Genomic DNA, 20,346 nt, shown 5'->3' with positions numbered 1-20,346 from the left:
TCATATCATCTGAATACTTGTACGCTGGAGGGGATCAATAACAAGATAAAACTCATCAAGCGTATGGGATACGGATATCGAGATACGGAATACTTCTTCCTAAAGATAAAAGCAGCTTTCCCCGGAAAGCCGCGATGAACCTTATTTTTTGGCAGCCTGTCTCTCTTGTTCAGATTCTCTGTTGTTGTCGTCGGCAGTAAGTTCCAACGATCATTGTTCGGCCAGTAGGCAAACGGCAAACAGTGATCAACATGGTACTGGCCGCGCAGTTTGGTACCACTCCAGACACTATGGATTTCTGTGCCACACTGACGTAACGCATCCACCTTTTTGCGTACCTCCCGTGTGTCATGATCTTTATCAACCCAGATCAAGCTGTCATGATATGTCTGCAAACCGATATTACGAGTCTTATTGGCTTCAAAACGCTGCATTTCCAGTATCCACTGGTTCACCACCAGCGGTTCAATCCAACTGCCGTAAAGACGCAGACACTCCCATAGGCTTTCATCAAGAATGAAAGTGCCAAAGCTCGCCAGAAACTCACTATCGATAAAAAAAGAGGAAAGATGTGTTCTTCGCTTTGATGGCGGCAACATCTCGAACAGCTTATTTTCCTTGGTGCCTTGGTAAATAAAGGTCACTGGACCCTGCTTAATCGTCACTAAACTATCTTTAAGGGTTTTCTGCATTGCCTTGGCATCATCACCAGAGAACAAAGCACCAACAGCCAAATCATCAGCCGCCAAGTGTTTTAACTTGTTCCAACCATCCTCTTTGACAAACCCCAACCCTTTACTTGTGTTGCTGTTTTGTTGGATACCTGAAATACCACCGATTTCAATGTCGATCAGTCGTTTGAACTGACGGATCCAATAAAGTGCCACGAGCCCCTGAGGCAAAGCGACTTTACCGTCAGCCCTATCCAACACCGCGCCGGGATGAGCATCAGCTATACGAAGCAACGTACGTAGCAATGCCAACTTATAAGTTGCCGACTTGCTGTCGTTCACAATGATGTGACGAACTTTAATCAGGTCACCACTGCCGTCATCCGGCATATTCAGTACCACTGTCTGCCACTGAACATCACTTCGCCCCATGGCATCAGCATCAAGTTCAGTTTTCAGGCACAGCTGCAAGGCATAATCTTTTGCCAATAGCTCCAGCTCTTCAACTGATACGCCTTTATTCACCCGGCCGTCATTGAAATCGCCGTGACGGAGCGAAATCACCAGTTTGCCATTAGGAGCCAGCAGGTTAGCTAGCTTGCGAAATGCCCGCTTTCTTTGAGAGCTGGCAATATGCATCCACACCGCCGAGACAAGAATAAGGTCAAAACGCATTCCTAAATCAACGATCTTCTTCAGCTCAGGTAAACTATCATCAAACCATGTGATTTCCAGCCCTTCAGTATACTCACGGCCTAATTGACGAAGTGATGCTGCCGGCTCAACTGCGAATACCTCACCACCGTGTTGAGCAAACCACTTGGCATCTCTACCGCTGCCAGCGCCAATATCTAAGATCCGCATTGGCTGCTGGCTATCACCAGTAATTGGCCAAAAGGGTTTCCAACTGAAATGAACATCCTCAAAGGAAAGTTGCTGATAGCTTTCAGCAAGACTTGAAGCGTTTTGGTGGTAGAACTGAATATTTGGGTTCACGACAATGACACTTATACTATGCAATTACTCACATCTTATCTGCAGTAAATTTTAATTGCATCAATAAGATAGAAGGTTTTCCAGCATAATTAGCTGTTGGCGGTAACTACGCCACACCTAGCAGCTCATCACTACAGCAATTACAAACCTGATCATGATTCAGATACCCTGCAGGGCGAATCTTGTTACAGCTTATGCACACCCTAAAGAAGTCATCGTTGCTGAGTGTCTCAAGTAACGCATCAATTGCACCAACAATATCATCACACCGGAATGTGCCAACCGTTTGCCAGCGATGAACCGGCTTATGATTATCCAGAATGACAGTGCAGAGCTTCAGGCTAATCGGCTTAAAATTTTGATCATTACAGGCCGCCCTTGAGTATGAGGAATCAACATTGAAAAAGTCGATAGGCATGTAAGAACCCATGCAAACATAAGGATAATGGCTATTGAGGTCATCAAGTGACAGATACTTTTCTCGCTTTATTCCTTGTTCCAGCATCAGGCTCTCGATATACACCAATACACCTTGCCTCAAGTTGTCATCGAGACTTACCAAGCCCTGAAGCATTACACCATACGCTTGCGTAAGCTGTTTTGTTGTCAATATCACTTTCTACCACTACCTAATCTGCTGTGTTCGCTATGCTGATGACATAGACGTAACTGTCTACATGCCACACTGCTAATCACTCACACTGCAATGTTTCTCATTCACTCGCTATTCTCCATAATCAAGGGAACTTTTCATTATTGGTTTAGCCTTTATTTCAATTACTTCGACGGCATCGATTGCTATTTGATATCTAACGACATTGTCTACATGTTTGCGCTGCGGTCCAGTTCAAAATCGACTAAATCACAGACACTTCAAACCATATAGATTCAAACTTATAATCAAAACCAGTACAATTAATGATATCTACTGATTTTGAGTATGTAAACCTGTTAATTTAATCAGTACTTCCGAAGATTTTCCTACCTACCGATATACCGTGCACAAAATAACAATTTCGTGTGCCTTATCACTGAACAAAACACACCAATGCTGGTTTCAGGTCTTGCATCTACTTATTTTCGGTATATATTGATCTGCATATGGAATACTGGATAAATAACCATGTCTTTACATCAACACGATCACATTATGGATAACACCAAGAAGCTTGACGCTATCGGCTCGGCACAACGAGAACGGCTTGCCTTTATTGACTTTGCACTCTATTTCCTGGGTGAGGTAACCCGTAAGGACTTGATTGATCGCTTTGCTGTCGGGCATGCTGCTACAACCCGCGACTTTGCATTGTATAAAGAGATAACGCCTGACAACCTGAAATTGGATATGCGTTCAAAAAAGTATTACAAGCAGCCAGCATTCACCCCGTTGTTTAATCTGGATCTCGAGAAAACCCTCGCTACCGTATCGCTGGGTTACGGCGATGGCTTTTCAGGATTCCAGGCGTTCCCGATCAGCTGCGAATCACCGGAGTCACTGACTATTCCGAAAACGGCAATTATGGCGGTGCTGTGTGAGGGCATTTATCGCAACAAAGCGGTTGAAGTGGAATACATCTCGACGTCCAGCGGAAAGGGGCAACGTGAAATTGTGCCGCACAGCCTGGTCGATTCAGGCAATCGTTGGCATGTCCGCTCTTATGATCGCAAGAACGCACGGTTTATGGATGTCGTTTGCAACAGAGTTGTATCAGCACGCATTATTGACGAATCGCCAGCCAACCATGAGCAAGCGAGTGAAGATCGCCAGTGGCAGAAATTTATCGAGCTTGAACTGATCCCCCATCCTCAGCAGGATAACCCTGAAGCCATTGAGCTTGATTACGAAATGAAGGATGGCAAACGAATCATCGAAGCGCGTGCGGCGCTTGCCGGATACCTTCTGCGTAAATGGGAAGTCGACTGCAGCAAAGATGGCAAGTTGCACAAGTGTGTTGGTTATCAACTGGCGCTGGCAAATCCGCAAGCGCTATATCAGGTCAACAGCGCGATGCTAGCTCCAGGTTATGAGGCTTAGTAAGAGAGGAAAGAAACATGTTCGAGCCAATCATTGATGACGATAAATATGCATTTGCTTTTATTGGTCCACACTGGTCAAACTTTATAAGCTTGAAGCAATGCGATCCAGAGGTTATTCATCACCTTGAGAAGGCTCCAAATAAACAGGGCCAGTTTGACTTAACTTTTACCCTCGAGAAAGAGTTGTCTGATAACGCTCCTAGCGATGCCTATCGCCTGACAATTGAAGACAGAACCAATCACGGCGCATCGGCTAACTTTCTGCCTTTCACATCAAAGGATAAGAATGAGGTAAAGCAATTTATCTTAGCTATTGTTCAGGGGCTTACCCAACAACAACTCATTGGCGTTAGTGTTATTGATATTCAGTGGGCATTGGAAACAGGAGGCAGAGAGCTGTCTTTAATGACGGTTGAAGCAGAATCGAAACTGAAAAGTACGATCTATAATGCCCTGTTTGTTTACACCAACAATCAGGGCAATTTAAATCATTTTGAAGCAACGGTTCAGCGGGTTCAAGAATCGCTTACACCCAATGCAACCCTAGTAGCAATGATTGCACCCGTAGAGGGCCCTGCCGACGCCTTCTGCTTAACAAAGGTTGACGCTTAATACATCCTATTATTGAAGTTACTTAGGAATGTTAAAGCTTTTCTCGTCCTTGCAGGTAAATGTGTAGTAGTTACTACGCTCGTTGAAAACAGAGAAGCCTTTGCCGTAACAATATGCGCCGTTTAGCTCGTTCATATAGGCAAGTGTTTCTTTGTCTTTTACTAGGAAGTAACTGTCATTTTCACAGATAACCCTGATTTTGCCATCATCTCCCTGAGAGTAGGTTTTTACCTTGGCGCCACACAATGTGAAGCTCAAATCAACATACTCATCGGCGCGCTCGTCCACGGTTTGTGAACAGCCAGCAAGAAGCAATGGTAGTAGAATAATGCTCAGTAATGGTTTCAAAGCCAAATCCTTGACAAATAAAGTTTTATAATCAGTGTAATAGCAATATTATGCTGAATTATAGCAGCCAGTGCAATAAACTTCAGGGTACGATGGTGCTTACATTGTCGATATGCTTCGAAGATTTTCCATTCAGCGTTTTTTCTTGCCTTGCTTTTCATCAATACGGCGTCGATGCCAAATAGAATAGTGGCGTAAACCTGCCGGTCCATGTGCGATAAACACTGACATTAACAAGACAGTAATAAACAACATGGGCTTGTGCTGCGGAATAATAAAGAAGGAAGCAAGCAACATCAGCTTCACCAGCGTCAGCACACCTTTTAGCTGAATTAACCATAATTTGGATCGGCTGATTTCCAGCGTCATTAGGATAACGCCAGTCACCATTGCCATAACCCACCAGTTCAGCCATAACTCGCGCTCGACACCATACAGAATACCGCCGGCTGAGCCTGCGATCCCCAAGATATGCAAAGCTCTCACCCCTGTTTTACTCAGGCGTTGAATCCAAAAACGGGTCTCTGATATTGGGTATTGCTCTTTAGACGCTGTGCGGTGATCGGATGATTCTCTTTCGGCGTGTTCTTGTTTCTGTTCTGCGGTTGCTTTTTTCATCATGTTGTCAGGGTATTCATTCAGTGTATGGAAGAATACCCTTTCTTTGCCAAGGTGTAATCTGATTCTTTAACGAGTACTCGCCTTCGTCAGGCTCGAGATTTCACCATCGACTACCAGCACACAATCCATTCCAGCTGCCAGTGCCGCGGTTTTGCCTAGTTCGGTATCTTCAAAGACCAAACAATCGCAAGGCTCAACACCGATGCGCTGTGCAGCCTGTAAGAAGGTATCTGGGTTGGGTTTATGCTTTTCTACGTCATCGGCTGTGACCAGCGCATCCAGCAACGGCAGAATGTTTGTTTCGCCAAGCAGTGGTAATGCGTTCATCTGACGGCATCCGGTGCCGACGGCAATCTTCTTCGATGATTTGTTATCGATCAGCAACTGGTAGGTGGAAGATATCACTTCACCCTTAAAATCCAGCGTTTCAAAAAACTCGCTTTTAGTATTCGCCAAACGCTTGGTATCAAAGTTCTGCTGATAACGGTGGTTAATTGCCTGCGCCGTTTTTATCGTCGGCATACCACCCAGGCTATAAAACCACTCCTCGTCGAACGGGATCTCGAAGAGTTCGCATGTTTTTTTCCACGCCTCAACATGAGCCGGCATTGAATCTATCAGGGTGCCATCCATGTCAAAAATAAGTCCTTTATAGGGTGTTAAGTCCATATTGCTCCTTTAACTCGCGGGTATCTATTCCTGTTTTCTCCTAAAACCTATCAACCCACCATGTCACTTTTATTGCATATGTTCAAGCTGTATAGCTGCACGATCTCGTCAAATCGTTACCTTTTCCACAGGCAAACGTTTAGGTTGAAATGAATTCTGAGACTTAACGAACATCCAACCTAACCAGTCCCCACTTTCTGGCTATCCGATCAAAAAAACCCTGCGTTTTCTTCAGCTCGATCCAATGATTGATGTAATTTATCCAGATCTGATCTTCTTTGGGCAACAACATAGCCACAGGTGTCGGACGGCGCATACCGTTGACTTTGGCAACAGTTAGCTGAGGAAATCGATTGGTGATTGTGGCGGCTTCGATGTTCGATGTCACAATGACGGTCGCTTTATTGGCCAGTAACTGCTGATAGTCACGGAGGGGAGCTTGAATGATACTATGGCGCGCTTTGGGAAATAATTCTTGTACCAGCGACTCTTGAACCGTTCCTCTGGTCGAAATGATCGTCACAGAGCTCGAATTGAAGTCACTCCATTTACGAAAGCGTTTAAAATTCTGCTTTTGAATAACGGGAACGAAAGCGAGATTAAAATACGGCTGGCTATAACCGGCGACTCGCGCCCGCTTCATGTTCAGCGCCGCGCTACCTGTCATATCATATTTGTCGGTAACGACACCGCTGACCAGGGTTTTCCAGTCCGTCGCGACATACTCGACTGTCACCCCCAAATCCTTCGCCAGCTCGGTGGTGATGTCGATATCAAAACCTTTATAAAAATTGGTCGCAGGATCACGGATGGTCATCGGGTTCCAATCTCCCGTAGTCCCGACTCGCAGCACGCCACGATCTATTATTTCCTGCAAACGACTAGGAGCAGCATTAGAGGGAACTGAAAACACCGACACCAAAGCAAAAACAACGACGACAACTTTCTTCAGGGCGTACAACGCTCTCATAGATACCTCTCCCCCAATCTACCTGAATACACAAGCGCATACGTTTAAAGATAGCAGTAATTTGATCAGGCATTTCGCAAAGAAGTGATACCCCAAAAGTTGTCGTTCCGTGTTGCTCCTTGCGGGGTTATGACGAAGAAGCCAATTCCTGGCAATCATATCCCTTGAGAAAGAGGTCCACGCACCGATCCAGATACACACGACGCTCTTCATCGGACTCACCGCTATCCTGACCGAGGTATTTCCAGTACACAGCTTTGCCATGAAGCATCAATAGCAGCTGCAAGGCAGCATCACGCAAATTGATATCAATAGCAATAACCCCTTTTTCTACATTGTGCCCCAAATATTCGGCCACCATATCCGTTGTCGTTTTGGGCCCGGCATTGAGATACACCTGGGCAAGTTCAGGGTGTGTATCGGCTTGGCTTACTGACGTCTTGTAAGTATGCTGCGCCTCATCACTCATCAGCATATTCTGGAACCGCCAGGCAAACTCACAAAGTACTTCACGCATCGTGCTGGAGTCATCAATCAAACTACCGTCCAACTGATTGGCCGTACACTTGGCCCGAATACAGGTATCAAACAAATCATCCTTGGTTTTAAAGTGGGCGTACACCGTTTGCTTGGAAACCTTTGCTCTGACTGCAATAGCATCCATACTGATGGCGTACCCCTGCTCGGCAAACAGCTCACCGGCCGCTTCTAGGATCTGCTCTCTCTTCTTTGCGCTTCTCGGATTCAATACTGGCCCACTCACAATTAACATCCTTACATCATTGTTGATACTTTTGACACAATCAAACTGGACAGTCTAGTTCATTTGAATTACTTTTAACCTATATGGACTAGACAGTCTAGTTTTAGCATATACCCAAACTACCTCAAGATGCTCGTTTCAGCGAGAATTACTTGGGTTTTAGGCTAGGCACCGATTTGAAGATCTAGTGGTTCTAAATCAATAATCGGTAACAACGCATAGAAGCCAAGTAAACTCGCCCTTTGGGAGTGAGCCAGCGAACTCATTTCTGTGTCAAATAACGTTGAAAGGGGTAGCCATTCCTACCGTTATTTTCCTTGAACTGAGCACGCTGGTCTCACTCTGAATCCTGCATCTTGAGGTAGCTTGGGTATAAACCCTAATCAGGATGAATTACCATGCGACGGAAATTAAAGTTCACAGCCTGTAGCCTATTAGTTGCCTCTGCACTACTGAGCGGATGTAACACATCAAATACAGAAACAAGTCAAACACGTGAAACCCAGCAGCTACCAAGGGTCAATACCGTCACCCTCGCACCTTCTGACCACTATCTGGTTGAGCGGGAGTATGTCGGCACGGTTCAGGCTGGCCAGCAGGCCAACCTCGGCCTAGAACTCGGTGGAAAGATTTCACAGCTTCTTGTCGATGTCGGCGACAAAGTAATAGCAGGCGATCCGCTGATCATCCTCGACAAGCAGCTCCTTCAGACCCAGGCTGACGAGCTCCGCGCCCAGCAAGCACAAATTACAGCCCAGCTGGAGTTAATAGAAGCCAACCTTAAACGACAAAAAGCACTGAAGAAGAAAGGCTTTAGTGCCGAATCTGAAATCGATAATCTGAACAGCCAAAGAAATGCCCTGCGGGCAAATTTCCGCCAGCTCGCAGCCTCTGCGGCAGCCAATCAGCTACAACAGCAAAAATCGACAGTGTTTGCACCGTACGACGGCACTATCAGTGCCCGCTTTGTCTCAAAGGGCGATGTCGTCAATACCGGCGCTCCAACACTGACTTTGCTTGCCAGTACCAATAAAGAAGCGCACATAGGCATTCCGGCTAAACAGCTGGCCAAGATGAGCGAAGAGGCGGACTGGACCTTACGGATCGGCAACCGCTCCTACCAAGCCAGCTTGCTCAATCCCGGTGCACGGGTAGACACCGGATCCCGTACCGTGAAGCTGCGATTTGGCCTGCCGCAGAATGCTAACGTTATTGATGGCGAACTCGCCTATCTGCTATTTAGTGACATCCGGGAAAAACCTGGCTACTGGATCCCACTGTCTGCAATGACTGATGGCATACGTGGTGTTTGGAATGTCTTTGCCCTCAACGAAAATAATCAGGAACTGCGCATTGAGCGTCGCTCGGTTCAGGTACTCTATGCCAATAACGATCACGCTTTCGTTACCGGAGCGATCAGCAATGGCGAGCGTCTGGTTTCCGACGGACTTCATCGCCTGGTACCGGGACAGGCAGTGATGCCGGTAAAGAAGCTTCCTTTGCCTCTAAATGATACGGATGACGAGGCGTAACCCATGAAGATAAACCACATTATCAGCAACACGCGGCTACTGGTATTGGCGGTGGCACTGCTTATTGTCAGTGGTCTTTCCGCCATCAATACTCTGCCCCGCGCAGAGGATCCGGTGATCCACAACCGTTTTGCCAGTGTGATCACCCATTTCCCCGGAGCAACAGCCGAGCGAGTCGAAGCGCTGGTGACGGAAAAGATTGAAACTAGCCTGCGCCAGCTTGATGAAGTGAAGCTGCTCGCTTCTGTTTCGCGGCCGGGGATCTCCGTTGTCAGGGTTGAGCTGAAAGATGAAGTAAACAACGCCGAGCCCGTTTGGTCACGGGCAAGAGACAAACTGGCCGATGCACAGCCGTTACTGCCACAAGGCGCATCTGTGCCCGAGCTGGATGATGACCATGGCTATGCCTTTACGGTGATCACTGCCCTGAGATGGCAAGGACCGACCGAGCCCGATTTGCTGACTCTGCGTCGCTATGCCATCGAGCTGGGTAACCGCCTGCGGGTATTAAATGGTACTGAGTTCGTCGATCTGTACGGGCTACCGGACGAGGAGATCCTGGTGACCATGGATCCGAGCGTCACCAGTGCCCTGGGACGCTCAGCGATTTCCCTGTCCAATGCAATCAACAATGCCGATGCCAAAAACTCCGCGGGTGAGCTGGTCAACGGTGCCAATCGCTTTACGCTGGAAGTGTCAGATTCGCTGGATTCACTCGACAGAGTAAGACGAGTGCCGGTAGCCATTGACGAAAGTGGCTATATGATCCGTTTGGAAGATATCGCCGAAGTCGAGCGCACACACGCCTCACCACCTGCTGAGTTAGCCGTCATTGACGGAAAGCCTGCCATTCTTGTTGCGGCCAGAATGCAGCCGACACTTCGTGTTGATCAATGGACCCAGCGGGTCAAAATACTACTTGATAGCTATCAGCAAGAGGTTCCTTCCAATATCAGCGTTGACCTTGTTTTTGAACAGCAAAGCTATACCGAGACTCGTCTATCAGAGCTCAATGAAAGCCTGTTGCTCGGGTTCTCCATTATTCTGGTTGTTCTGCTGCTGACGCTGGGAATACGCTCAGCCATCATTGTTGCGCTCTCTCTGCCGCTTACCAGTCTGGTTACCCTGACAATGATGAAATTTACCGGAATGCCGATTAACCAGATGTCGGTGACCGGACTGATTGTGGCACTCGGGATCATGGTGGACAACGCGATCGTCATGGTCGATACCATCCAGCACTATCGCCAGCAAGGCGTTGCCAAACTCAGTGCAGCCGTAAAAGCGGTGAACCACCTCTGGATCCCACTGTTGGGCTCGACGCTGACCACTGTACTGGCATTTGCACCAATCTTCCTGATGCCCGGCCCGGCAGGAGAATTTGTTGGCGCCATCGCCATCACCGTCTGCTTCTCGCTGATCGGTTCATACCTGATATCCCACACAATCGTGGCAGGATTCGCCTCCCGTTGGCTGCCCGCACAAAAAAGCGCACAGCGTTGGTACCACACTGGCATCTCGTTCCCGGCACTCAGTGCCCGGTTTGAAAAGTCAGTAAAGTTCGCGATTAAGCATCCAGCGATTACCGCGTTACTTGTCTGTGTTTTACCGTTTACCGGCTTCTGGAGTACATCTCAGCTCACCGAACAATTCTTCCCGCCTTCGGATCGTGACATGTTCGAAATACAGGTCTTCTTACCACCTCAGGCCAGTATTTATGCGACAGTCGATGCCACCAGACAGGTTGATCAGATCATGGCGGAATATGACACCGTCGAGCAAGTTAGCTGGTTGGCAGGCGGCAATTTCCCATCATTCTATTACAACCTTGTTAGCGGTCAGCAAGGTGCGCCCTACTTCGCCCAGGCAATGGTAAAAGCCACCGATTTCAAGGCCGCCAACAGCTTGATCCCGGAACTACAAACCAAACTTGATCAAGCCATGCCTCAGGCCCAGATCTTGGTCAGAAAGCTTGAACAAGGGCCTCCATTCAATGCGCCGCTTGAAGTACGTTTGTATGGCCCGAATCTGGATCGGTTAAAGTCGATTGGTGAAGATATTCGCCTGATCATGGCTGAAACACCAGATGTCACCCATACCCGCGAGACCTTGCAACCCGGCACACCTAAGGTCTGGATCAATGTTAATGAAGAAGCCAGCCAGCTTAGCGGTCTTTCCCTGAGTGAATTGGCAGACTTGCTACATGCCTCGCTTACCGGGCGCATCAGCGGCAATGTGATTGAAGCGACAGAGTCAATTCCTGTTCGTGTCCGAGTGAAAGACGAAAACCGCGAAAACATGGCCAACCTGAGTAGCCTGCGTCTGCCGGTTCGTTCCAGCGAAGGGCTGACAGGACTTCCGGTATTTGCCTTGGCAGATCTGGAGCTGACGCCGACCCGTGGGGCAATTCCACGCCGTAACGGACAACGGGTGAACGTTATCGAAGGGTATATCCGGGCTGGTGTTTTGCCACAAACGGCACTCGATCACTTCCAGGAAAATCTGGAGGCCTACGCCCAGACACTTCCGTCGGGCTACACCATCGAATTTGGCGGTGAGTCGGCAGAACGAAATGAGTCTGTCGGTAACCTGATGGCGAACCTCACCATGGTAGTAGCATTATTGGTGATGGTGGTTGTGATCTCGTTTAACTCGTTCCGACTAAGCCTGATCATTTTCTCCGTCGGCATTTTAGCGGCGGGACTGGGCATACTGTCGGTATGGGTATTCGGCTATCCGTTTGGCTTTACCGTGATCATCGGCCTGCTTGGCCTTGTCGGGTTGGCAATCAATGCCGCAATCGTGATTCTTGCCGAGCTCAAAGCCAGCCCGAAAGCCTTGCAAGGTGATACCGATGCTATTCTGATCGCAGTGATGAGTTGTACCCGCCATATCACCTCAACCACCATTACCACAATCGGTGGCTTTATGCCGTTGATTCTGGCGGGGGGTGGATTCTGGCCACCGTTTGCAGTCACCATTGCGGGCGGTACGCTACTAACAACCATCGTCTCGTTCTATTTCGTTCCGGCAGCCTACCGGCTTGCAGTCATCAAGAAACCACTGGGTGACGGAAAGCTGGTAGAGGCCTAATCGCTCACAGCGATAAGCCGATACACGAAAGCATCCACGTCAGAAAACAATAAAAAAGGCACATAAAGTGCCTTTTTTACTATCTCTATTTTAATATCGCATACATAGCATCTCGAGCTCTTGGTATGCCGCGGAAAACCCTTCATTCGGAAAGTACTCACCGTTTATCAGCAAGCTTTTGCTTTCTGCCCAGTTCCCGGCGAAGGAACCATTACCGTAAGGGATGTTGTAGACGAGGAAGTGGCGCTCCTTCCTGTCAAAAATCAGGTTTGCTGCCATTCTGCCTGAACGCAAATTCGAATTGCGGTAATACTGGAATTTAGCATCACAGCCTCTGACGATATAGGATCCCTTTTCACTTCGAACAGCGATGTAAGGACGGTTATTCTCTTCAAAATAACGTAGCTGCCATACCCCAACCGCTCTTTCCAACTGGATACGTGGGACAGGTACAGGCTTTGCTGGAGCAGCGCTAGTCGTCGTCACCGCAAGTTGATCCTGTAACTGAAGATCATCGGCTGGGTTACTATTGATAATCGTCACCTTCACTTCCGGCTCCGGCTGAGGCTCTTCAAACAGTGCCATCATCGCCAGCAAAGGCTCTTTGCCCAACGTAAACAGCAGGCCAGCAATAACCAGAGGCATCATCAGCATTAACCCGAAGCGGCGGAAATTAAAGTGGCCTAACGCCTTGATTTGGCTAATCACCTTGGGAGATATTTCGCTCAGGGGAGATGGCGATGACTCGGCCTTCATTCTCGGCGGCACGGTTGTTACCGTCCGGTTTGTATCACTGAGTTTCCGGCGAGCTTCTTCAAGCTGACTGTTCAGGCGTTTGTTTTCCCGTCGCAGCCATTTCAGTTCGTCCTCCGAAGCGCTCATATAGCGCTCGCTTTCCTTGGACAGCAATTGGCTCTTCTGCTGCTCGAGCTTAAGCTGACGGTCAAGCTCTTCATTAATTCGTTTAAGAGCCTGACAGTCTCGTTCAAGTTGCTGGAATTTCTGCTTGTCTGCTTCCGACGTCCCATTCTTGGTATAGATCGTTCGGACCGCTTCCTCGTGCCCCTTACCCTGACCTATTTTTTCGTAAGCTTGAACAAGCAATTGCATAATTGCTTTTGAGCCGCCTTTATCGGGATGGAGGCGGCTAGAAAGTAACTTGTAACGTCGCTTTACGTCAGCACTTGGAGTCTTGCTGTCTGTACCTAATATATCGTGAAAAGATGTCATTCTATCTGCAGATGCCGTTAACTACTGATTGTCTACGCGATACTGCGCATGTCCTGTAAAATGTGCAGCTTGCCTAAGTCCATATGCAATCAATATAGTCGAATATTATTCTCATGCGAGCTGATAATATACAGGCATGAAAACCGTATGTAGTCTGTTATCGGCAGATTTCTGCTAACTTGATACCTCCAGCACAAATTTAAAGGAAAACACAGCGATGCTTCCCTCATTGAGCCTCTTTAGGTATTCAAGTTGTGCTTTCTCATTCTGAACTCTCCCGGTGAGCACCCCATATGCTTCTTAAAAACACGGGAAAAATAGGAGACATCCTTAAAGCCAGCCGAGTTGGCAACCTGAGAGATTTTTTCCCGGTCCGAGCTCAACAACCCACAGGCCAGATCAAGCCGCTTTTTGATGATGTATTGCTTGAGCGTGACACCCATTATGCTATGGAACAATCGTGAAAAGTACGTTGGCGAATAATGGCAGGCATTCGCCAGATCTTCTTCTCGCAGCGGTGCACTAATATTTTCATCAATGATCTTGAGTGCAGGCCGTATCGATAACTCCCGGTGCTCGAACCCCGTATCGGCATCCGCTTCTACCTGATGGGTATGCAAACGACTGAAGCACTCGTCAAGCTCCTGTCTTGTTGCACTGGCTTCAATCACATCTTCGCCACCGGCCCGAAGTACATTCAGTGCCAGATTGGCATCCAGGCTGTGATAAACAATCACAACCTTTGCCAACGGAAAACGGTTCTTGATAGATCGCAATAACTCAAAACCTTCCGATGTGGAATCTACAACCTCAAGGAAAATCAATTCCTGTCCGGTCATTGTCGAAAGTAACTCAAAAGGCGAAACATCAACGACGTTATGTGATAGCTTAAGATTTTCTCTGGCGTCTGCCATTTTGTCGTAATGACTGCAACTAACCCAAATCACAAATTCACCTTACTACTAGTGTCATAAGTACATACAAAAAAACTGTATGCTGCGGTGAAACACTCCTTGTCGATGAATACCTGAATCTTTATAAGAATTGTTATGACCGCAACGTCAAAAAATTGACTTGCTATGAATAATTAACGTTCAGAAACCTAAATAATTCCAGCTGGCTGCTTTTGTTTCAAATTTAAGCAACAACGATCAGATTCTATGCTAGCTTTGTCACATCAATGGGTTAGCTGATAAAGTAGGCAGGAAACACTTTTCTAATATTTCTTTTAGCAATTAAAATCAATTTTTAATTTCAATTTATTCTATATTTTCTCCGTCACCAGCTGCCTACAAAATAGTATAGGTGAGCATAAAAAAATAACACTGCAACATTTTCCCCTCCGAGCTGGGTGCAAATTGAACGTTAAATAGCGTATTCAAATGCGGCTCCATACACCCAAAAAATGATTTAGCTGCATTGCTAAGAAAATTTTATCGTTTTGTGCGATTTTTTTGCAGACAATCACATTTTTATCATTTAGTATGTCGCCCGAAAATGAGTTCCGATGAAGACAGCAGGAGAGTGGCAAGATACGTTATTGTATCCGCCCGCCGAAGAAGTAAGCAGTTTAACTAACCAGAATCTTTCTGTTATTAAGTTGTAAATCTTTCAGGCACCGCAATGTTAATTCCTTGAGTTGATATTATGGTATGGACTGTTGTTGGAGGAGCCTCTGGAGAGATCCGTTAAATCGGACGCCGAAGGAGCAAGCTTCCACCCTCTGCCTTGCAGGAGTGGTTAGTGAAACTCTCAGGCAAAAGGACAGAGGAGATAAGATCAACAGCTTAGAAAAAAACTGAAAACAGCTTTTCTGTAACACCACCTTTCTGTTGTTTTTTATCTCTTCCTTTGATGTTTAAGGGGAGAAGAATAATGAATCCGCTACACAATTTACTACAAACTATTGATAACTTCGTCTGGGGTCCGCCTCTACTTATTCTATTGGTTGGTACCGGTCTATACCTGACTATCCGCCTTGGTTTTATCCAGATTCGCCACCTGCCTCTCGCGCTTAGCTATGTTTTCTCAAACAAGAAAAATCGCAATGGCAGCGGGGATGTTTCCAGCTTTGCCGCCTTGTGTACAGCGCTATCTGCCACAATAGGTACCGGTAACATTGTCGGTGTTGCGACAGCGATCAAGCTGGGTGGCCCGGGCGCGCTTTTCTGGATGTGGCTTGCGGCGCTGTTTGGTATGGCAACCAAGTACGCCGAGTGTCTGCTAGCAGTTAAATACCGCGATACGGACTCTAACGGCCAGATGATTGGTGGTCCAATGTACTACCTGGAAAAAGGTGTCGGAAGTAAATGGCTGGCCAAACTCTTTGCAATCTTTGCGCTTGGTGTTGCCTGTTTCGGTATCGGCACATTTCCGCAGGCCAATGCTATTGTAGATGCTGCCTACCTGTCGTTTGAAATGCCGCGAGAAATCACAGTCATCGTTCTTACGGTTCTTGTCGCGACAGTAACCCTTGGTGGGATCAAGTCGATTGCAAGTGTTGCCAGTAAAGTTGTACCTGTTATGGCCGCGTTCTACATTGTGGCTTGTATCACAGTACTGACCTCTCAGGCTGATGCACTGCCGGCCGCCGTCGAGCTGGTCATTACCTCAGCCTTTACCGGTCATGCTGCCGCTGGTGGTTTTGTCGGTGCCGGCATTATGCTTGCCATCCAGTCTGGTATTGCCCGCGGTGTTTTCTCGAATGAATCAGGTCTGGGTAGCGCACCTATGGCGGCAGCGGCAGCCAAGACTGACTCATGCGTGAAGCAAGGCCTGACATCGATGACTGGTACCTTCTTCGACACCATTATCATTTGTACCATGACAGGTCTGACTCTGGTTGTAACCGGTGCGTGGCAAAGCGATTACGCCGGTGCCGAGATGACAACTTTCGCATTTGCAAGCGGCCTGGATTCTGCCTACTGGGGGCCGTTGATGGTATCTGTCGGCCTGATGTTCTTCGCCTTTACCACTATCCTTGGCTGGAACTACTATGGTGAACGCTGTGTTACTTACCTATTTGGTGTAAAAGCGATTCTTCCATACAAACTGTTCTTCCTTGTCCTTGTTGCAGGCGGTGCTTTCATCAAGCTGGATATGATCTGGTTAATCGCAGACATCGTTAATGGTCTGATGGCTGTTCCGAACCTGATTGGCCTGATCCTGCTGAGAGAAGTGATTGTTAGCGAGACAAAGCAGTTCTTCGAACAACTTAAGCTCTCTCAGGACCAAAACGTCCAGACAGCCTAATATAGCTCGAAGCAAATTCCTTAAAAAAGGCGGTATCGGTAGATATCGCCTTTCTTTTTGCTAATCGCTTGCCTAGTCAAGATATCGCGTTAACTGCTGGTACAAATCAAAGCTACTGTCTTCAAGCCAACAATCGGTGATCATCCCCTCCTCCCGCTTGAAAAACACCATGCCTGTCATCTCTACATGCTGCTTTCTGGCCGGAATCCTCGCCCAGCCACCATTATAGGTCGCACTGCAATGGTACAGAGCTACGGTCTTCGTTTCGTCGTTTATCACATCTTTAATGGTAAAGTTGACGTTCTTGAACCGCTGGCACCAGATGGATATAAAGTTCAGGTAATCGACATGGCTAAGAGTAAGTACCCTGCCGCCGGGCAAATGAAAGTTAAAAGGATCAGTAGCATATTCTGCGAGTAAGCCGCCATCTGCCCTGCTCCAAACATCCGTAAACCAGCGAACTACCCATTCATTATCATTCATCATGCGCGATATCACTCCAACTGCTTTTTCTTGCGCTTCCATAAGCAAGACTAGACAAAAAAATGACACTTTGCTCATATCTTGACACTTTTGCCCTTCATACTGTTGGCAAAAATACCGCGACAATGTTTCAACATTAATGCTGGTGGAGGAGTAGGATCCCCAGGCATATTGCCAAAGGGGATCCGGCGATGAAAGGCTTTGCTGTTCGAGGTTGCCGTTAGGGATTACTGTAAGGCCAACTGGGAAAATGCCGCCTGGTAGTGGACAAGGTTCGGAATGTGATGATGATGCTGACCTTTATCGCCGACCTCGACAAAGTCATACCCTAGCTCTTGCGAGGCATGCTTGTTCCATGTCCCATGTCCGAACAAAACCCGGCGCTGGAACGTCGCACCTGAATCTTGCTTGGCCCTGAATGCTGCCAGCGCCATGATCTCAGTCCGGCTCATTGCGTCTGAAGAAGAAGCAAACGTCATGTTGGCGATATCAATACCCGCAGCACGCAGCTTCAGCTTGGCTGCTGATTCCCATCCGCCGGTGGCAATCGCCACATGGGTATCTTCTCTCTCTCGCATCTGATCGATGAAATCTTTGGCTCCCTGAATTTGGCTGACTTCTGACGGATTCTTGGCCAGGTAGTCCTGGATCAATTGTAGATATCTCGCTTCAACTTGTCGGTGGATCAGTGAACGGCTGTCAGTGATCTTATGCTTGGTTATGATCTCATCCAGTACACCAGAATCAGTCACATTCCGGTAGTGGCTCCAATCTTCCTCAATATGAATTCCCAACACATCCTGCACGGCCTGGGTGTAACACTTCATATCAACACTTTCTGAATCAACCAGCGCGCCATCAATATCAATAAGGAATAAGTTCATTTTCTCTACCTTTGTTCTTTTCGTCTTTGGTAAGGCGGTCATAGCATGCGCTTGTAAAGGAAATGTTGCAACAGTGGGGTTGCTAAATTTTGTGTTTTTTTGCTCAGACTCAAACCTTTGCTAGTCAAACACTTATTCTTGACAGGGCGACACGATTTTTATTAAAAATTTGTTAATAGATGTAATCCATTGCATACCTACTAGGTGATCGAGTCCTCTATATTCGCTCTTATTGCTAACTAATTAAGCACTTTCGCAAAAAGGAAAATGACGCCCGGCTATTTGCCTTCCAAACTTATCTAGCCAGCTTTGCTTGGTATCTAAATACAGGTGCCCGTCGCCTCATAATAAAAACGAGAAGCAATGTCGAAAAGCACAAGAAGGAAGTCACAATGAATGATCAATCGAATCGAAGAAGATTTTTAAAATTCACCCTCGCCGGTGTCATCGGAGTTACGCTGGGAGGGAAAAACCTAATCAAGCCGGCTCAGGCTTCTGACCTGCCCCACCTAGATGAAAGCGATGCACAAGCATCAGCACTCAAGTACACGCATAAGTCACCGTACGAGGACAGAAACTGTTCGAACTGTGTATTGCTTCAAGGTGAGGCGGGTGATGAATGGCGTCCGTGTCAACTCTTCCCTGGTAAGCTAGTTTCTTCAAGCGGCTGGTGTTCAGCCTGGGCTGGCTGATCAACACCTCTGATGAATCGTGTTTAGAGCATTCGAACATAATAAGCCCGACATTAGCGGGCTTTCTAGCGACAGCGCTTAGGCAAAACAGCGCTCTGCCCACCTTGCCAGGCCGGCAGTCACTGAGCCAAAATAGCTTCCGCTGACAACAGGGACATCAGGCAATTGTTGCTCGATACAGGCTCTGAGGATCGGCGAACGGGCCGTCCCTCCCGTCATGTAGACGACATCGGGCTTTTTAGCACTTTGCTGTATTGCTTCCGTTACCAGTTGGCTCATCTTAACCCTTGGCGACTCAATGGCAGCAGCCATATCTTGCTGCGTGACAGAAACATCAAGCAATTCCGACAACCCTTCAAGCTCAACACGGCAGGATGCCGCATCCGATAGAGCAATTTTGCACTCTTCCGCCTTTCTGACCAATTGATAGCCCAGTGTTTCGTGATAAACACGCAGCAAGTGAAGCAGCTTCTCCGGCTCAGCAGCATCACGTCGCAGCTGATCCAATACCGTTAGGTTAGACGCACTGTAGAACTCGGTCTGGGCAACAATGTTATTGATTGCTATCGGGTTCCAAAACTGGCTGATCGGCATATCAATCCCATTGCGGGTTTTGCTGCCGAGGCCGAGCATCGGCATCAACTGGCGAAATGCAAGGTGGATATCCAGATCATTACCGCCGACCCGAAGGCCGCTGTGCGCCAGCAGGCTTTCCTGACGGTCGGCCTTTCCTTGCCAATCCGGGCCCATCTCGATCATAGAGCAGTCTGTTGTACCACCACCGATATCGACCACCAGCACGGTTTTGTTTTCCGTCAGTGTACTTTCATATTCCAGTCCTGCTGCTACAGGCTCATACTGGAACTCAATGTGCTTGAACCCGGCACGCTTGGCAGCCTGGCTCAGGATCATTTCAGCCTGCTGATTGGCTCGTTCGCCTCCGGTTCCCTGAAAGTTCACCGGTCTCCCAATCACAGTGCTCTCGATAGAGCTATCGAGCGACAGCTCCGACTGCATCTTGATATTGCTCATCATGGCGCAGACCAGATCTTCAAAGAAACTGATTTGCACATCGCGCAGGCCATTTGCACCGAGGAAAGATTTGGGTGATTTTACGTAATACACCTCTTCGGGATCATCGAGGTACAAATCAAGCGCCGCTTGTCCGAAAAGCAGATCGCCCTTCTCGACAATAATGTCTTCATCACGGTTAAGAGCGATAGCCCGGCGAAGCACTTGCTCGCCAACCTTATCTCCCGGCTCCACACCCATATGGCGATAAAGGCATTCGCTGACCGCCTCCCGGGTTGGTGCGCACAGTGTGGAAGGTATGTACTTGTTGCCACTTTCAAGCGATAGCAGCTGCGGTTTTCCCTGTGCCATCATAGCGACAGAGCAATTTGCTGTTCCGTAATCAAAACCTATGTACATGCCGTACCTCCACACAGAAAAAAGCCGCTTATCATACAGAAATTTAAAAATTCTACAATCAC

Annotated in this window: 18 protein-coding genes, 1 pseudogene and 1 riboswitch; of the genes and pseudogenes, 7 read left to right on the top strand and 12 right to left on the bottom strand. The window is 47.6% G+C overall.

Annotated elements, in window-relative coordinates:
- On the top strand, positions 1 to 138 hold a 138-nt coding region (locus EIZ48_RS29070), incomplete at its 5' end, for a transposase (protein WP_160652717.1).
- Between the two features lie 11 nt (positions 139 to 149).
- Here EIZ48_RS29070 and EIZ48_RS11765 read toward each other — a convergent pair.
- Together EIZ48_RS11765 and EIZ48_RS11760 are read right to left on the bottom strand one after the other, a co-directional pair.
- A pseudogene (locus EIZ48_RS11765) lies at positions 150 to 1,667 on the bottom strand (class I SAM-dependent methyltransferase); the annotation flags it as partial.
- A 106-nt stretch (positions 1,668 to 1,773) separates the two neighbouring features.
- Positions 1,774 to 2,277: a hypothetical protein gene (locus tag EIZ48_RS11760; protein WP_160651362.1), complete on the bottom strand. Its 504-nt coding sequence runs from the start codon at positions 2,275 to 2,277 to the stop codon at positions 1,774 to 1,776.
- Between the two features lie 513 nt (positions 2,278 to 2,790).
- On the opposite strand from EIZ48_RS11760, the gene EIZ48_RS11755 reads away from it, so the two are divergent.
- Positions 2,791 to 3,702: a WYL domain-containing protein gene (locus tag EIZ48_RS11755; RefSeq protein ID WP_160651360.1), complete on the top strand. Its 912-nt coding sequence runs from the start codon at positions 2,791 to 2,793 to the stop codon at positions 3,700 to 3,702.
- 17 nt (positions 3,703 to 3,719) lie between these two features.
- Positions 3,720 to 4,316 carry a hypothetical protein gene (locus EIZ48_RS11750; protein WP_160651358.1) on the top strand — a complete coding sequence of 199 codons (597 nt, stop codon included), beginning with the start codon at positions 3,720 to 3,722 and terminating at the stop codon, positions 4,314 to 4,316.
- 18 nt (positions 4,317 to 4,334) lie between these two features.
- Here the strand turns inward: EIZ48_RS11750 and EIZ48_RS11745 are convergent, their stop codons facing one another.
- The 5 genes from EIZ48_RS11745 to EIZ48_RS11725 all read right to left on the bottom strand — a co-directional run bounded on the left by EIZ48_RS11745 (position 4,335) and on the right by EIZ48_RS11725 (position 7,696).
- A complete protein-coding gene (locus tag EIZ48_RS11745; RefSeq protein ID WP_160651356.1) occupies positions 4,335 to 4,664 on the bottom strand; it encodes a hypothetical protein in 330 nt (109 codons plus the stop codon).
- A gap of 132 nt (positions 4,665 to 4,796) precedes the next feature.
- Positions 4,797 to 5,285 (bottom strand): hypothetical protein, encoded by a 489-nt coding sequence (locus EIZ48_RS11740; RefSeq protein WP_240152945.1) that lies wholly within the window; start codon positions 5,283 to 5,285, stop codon positions 4,797 to 4,799.
- Between the two features lie 66 nt (positions 5,286 to 5,351).
- Positions 5,352 to 5,954 carry a beta-phosphoglucomutase family hydrolase gene (locus EIZ48_RS11735; RefSeq protein ID WP_160651354.1) on the bottom strand — a complete coding sequence of 201 codons (603 nt, stop codon included), beginning with the start codon at positions 5,952 to 5,954 and terminating at the stop codon, positions 5,352 to 5,354.
- Between the two features lie 163 nt (positions 5,955 to 6,117).
- Positions 6,118 to 6,906, bottom strand: a complete 789-nt coding sequence (locus EIZ48_RS11730; RefSeq protein ID WP_439126576.1) for a transporter substrate-binding domain-containing protein — start codon at positions 6,904 to 6,906, stop codon at positions 6,118 to 6,120.
- Positions 6,907 to 7,051: 145 nt separating this feature from the next.
- Positions 7,052 to 7,696, bottom strand: a complete 645-nt coding sequence (locus tag EIZ48_RS11725; RefSeq protein ID WP_160651342.1) for a TetR/AcrR family transcriptional regulator — start codon at positions 7,694 to 7,696, stop codon at positions 7,052 to 7,054.
- A gap of 389 nt (positions 7,697 to 8,085) precedes the next feature.
- Here EIZ48_RS11725 and EIZ48_RS11720 point away from each other — a divergent pair, with 389 nt between their 5' ends.
- Together EIZ48_RS11720 and EIZ48_RS11715 are read left to right on the top strand one after the other, a co-directional pair.
- On the top strand, positions 8,086 to 9,219 hold the full coding sequence (locus tag EIZ48_RS11720) for an efflux RND transporter periplasmic adaptor subunit (protein ID WP_160651339.1): 1,134 nt from the start codon (positions 8,086 to 8,088) through the stop codon (positions 9,217 to 9,219).
- Between the two features lie 3 nt (positions 9,220 to 9,222).
- The gene (locus tag EIZ48_RS11715; protein WP_192928550.1) at positions 9,223 to 12,312 is read left to right on the top strand and encodes an efflux RND transporter permease subunit; all 3,090 of its coding nucleotides are present in this window, start codon (positions 9,223 to 9,225) and stop codon (positions 12,310 to 12,312) included.
- Between the two features lie 90 nt (positions 12,313 to 12,402).
- Here EIZ48_RS11715 and EIZ48_RS11710 read toward each other — a convergent pair whose 3' ends face one another.
- On the bottom strand, positions 12,403 to 13,542 hold the full coding sequence (locus tag EIZ48_RS11710; RefSeq protein ID WP_160651336.1) for a J domain-containing protein: 1,140 nt from the start codon (positions 13,540 to 13,542) through the stop codon (positions 12,403 to 12,405).
- 239 nt (positions 13,543 to 13,781) lie between these two features.
- Positions 13,782 to 14,489 (bottom strand): AraC family transcriptional regulator, encoded by a 708-nt coding sequence (locus tag EIZ48_RS11705; RefSeq protein WP_160651333.1) that lies wholly within the window; start codon positions 14,487 to 14,489, stop codon positions 13,782 to 13,784.
- 718 nt (positions 14,490 to 15,207) lie between these two features.
- A riboswitch (glycine riboswitch) is annotated at positions 15,208 to 15,320 on the top strand.
- A gap of 97 nt (positions 15,321 to 15,417) precedes the next feature.
- Here EIZ48_RS11705 and EIZ48_RS11700 point away from each other — a divergent pair.
- A complete protein-coding gene (locus EIZ48_RS11700) occupies positions 15,418 to 16,794 on the top strand; it encodes an alanine/glycine:cation symporter family protein (RefSeq protein WP_160651330.1) in 1,377 nt (458 codons plus the stop codon).
- A gap of 72 nt (positions 16,795 to 16,866) precedes the next feature.
- On the opposite strand, the gene EIZ48_RS11695 is transcribed toward EIZ48_RS11700, so the two are convergent.
- Together EIZ48_RS11695 and EIZ48_RS11690 are read right to left on the bottom strand one after the other, a co-directional pair.
- A complete protein-coding gene (locus EIZ48_RS11695) occupies positions 16,867 to 17,280 on the bottom strand; it encodes an ester cyclase (RefSeq protein WP_160651327.1) in 414 nt (137 codons plus the stop codon).
- A gap of 224 nt (positions 17,281 to 17,504) precedes the next feature.
- Complete coding sequence (locus EIZ48_RS11690; RefSeq protein WP_160651324.1) at positions 17,505 to 18,161, bottom strand: HAD hydrolase-like protein; 657 nt, start codon at positions 18,159 to 18,161, stop codon at positions 17,505 to 17,507.
- Between the two features lie 392 nt (positions 18,162 to 18,553).
- Between EIZ48_RS11690 and EIZ48_RS11685 the strand changes: the two genes are divergently transcribed.
- Positions 18,554 to 18,853: a high-potential iron-sulfur protein gene (locus EIZ48_RS11685; RefSeq protein ID WP_160651322.1), complete on the top strand. Its 300-nt coding sequence runs from the start codon at positions 18,554 to 18,556 to the stop codon at positions 18,851 to 18,853.
- Positions 18,854 to 18,931: 78 nt separating this feature from the next.
- Here EIZ48_RS11685 and yegD read toward each other — a convergent pair whose 3' ends face one another.
- The gene (yegD, locus tag EIZ48_RS11680) at positions 18,932 to 20,284 is read right to left on the bottom strand and encodes a molecular chaperone (protein ID WP_160651319.1); all 1,353 of its coding nucleotides are present in this window, start codon (positions 20,282 to 20,284) and stop codon (positions 18,932 to 18,934) included.
- Positions 20,285 to 20,346: the final 62 nt, after the last annotated feature.

Origin of the sequence: Photobacterium alginatilyticum, assembly GCF_009910675.1 — a bacterium.
Classification (GTDB): Bacteria; Pseudomonadota; Gammaproteobacteria; order Enterobacterales; family Vibrionaceae; genus Photobacterium; species Photobacterium alginatilyticum.
The sequence above is the reverse complement of the archived record's forward strand: the minus strand, read 5'-3'. Positions and strand labels throughout refer to the sequence as shown.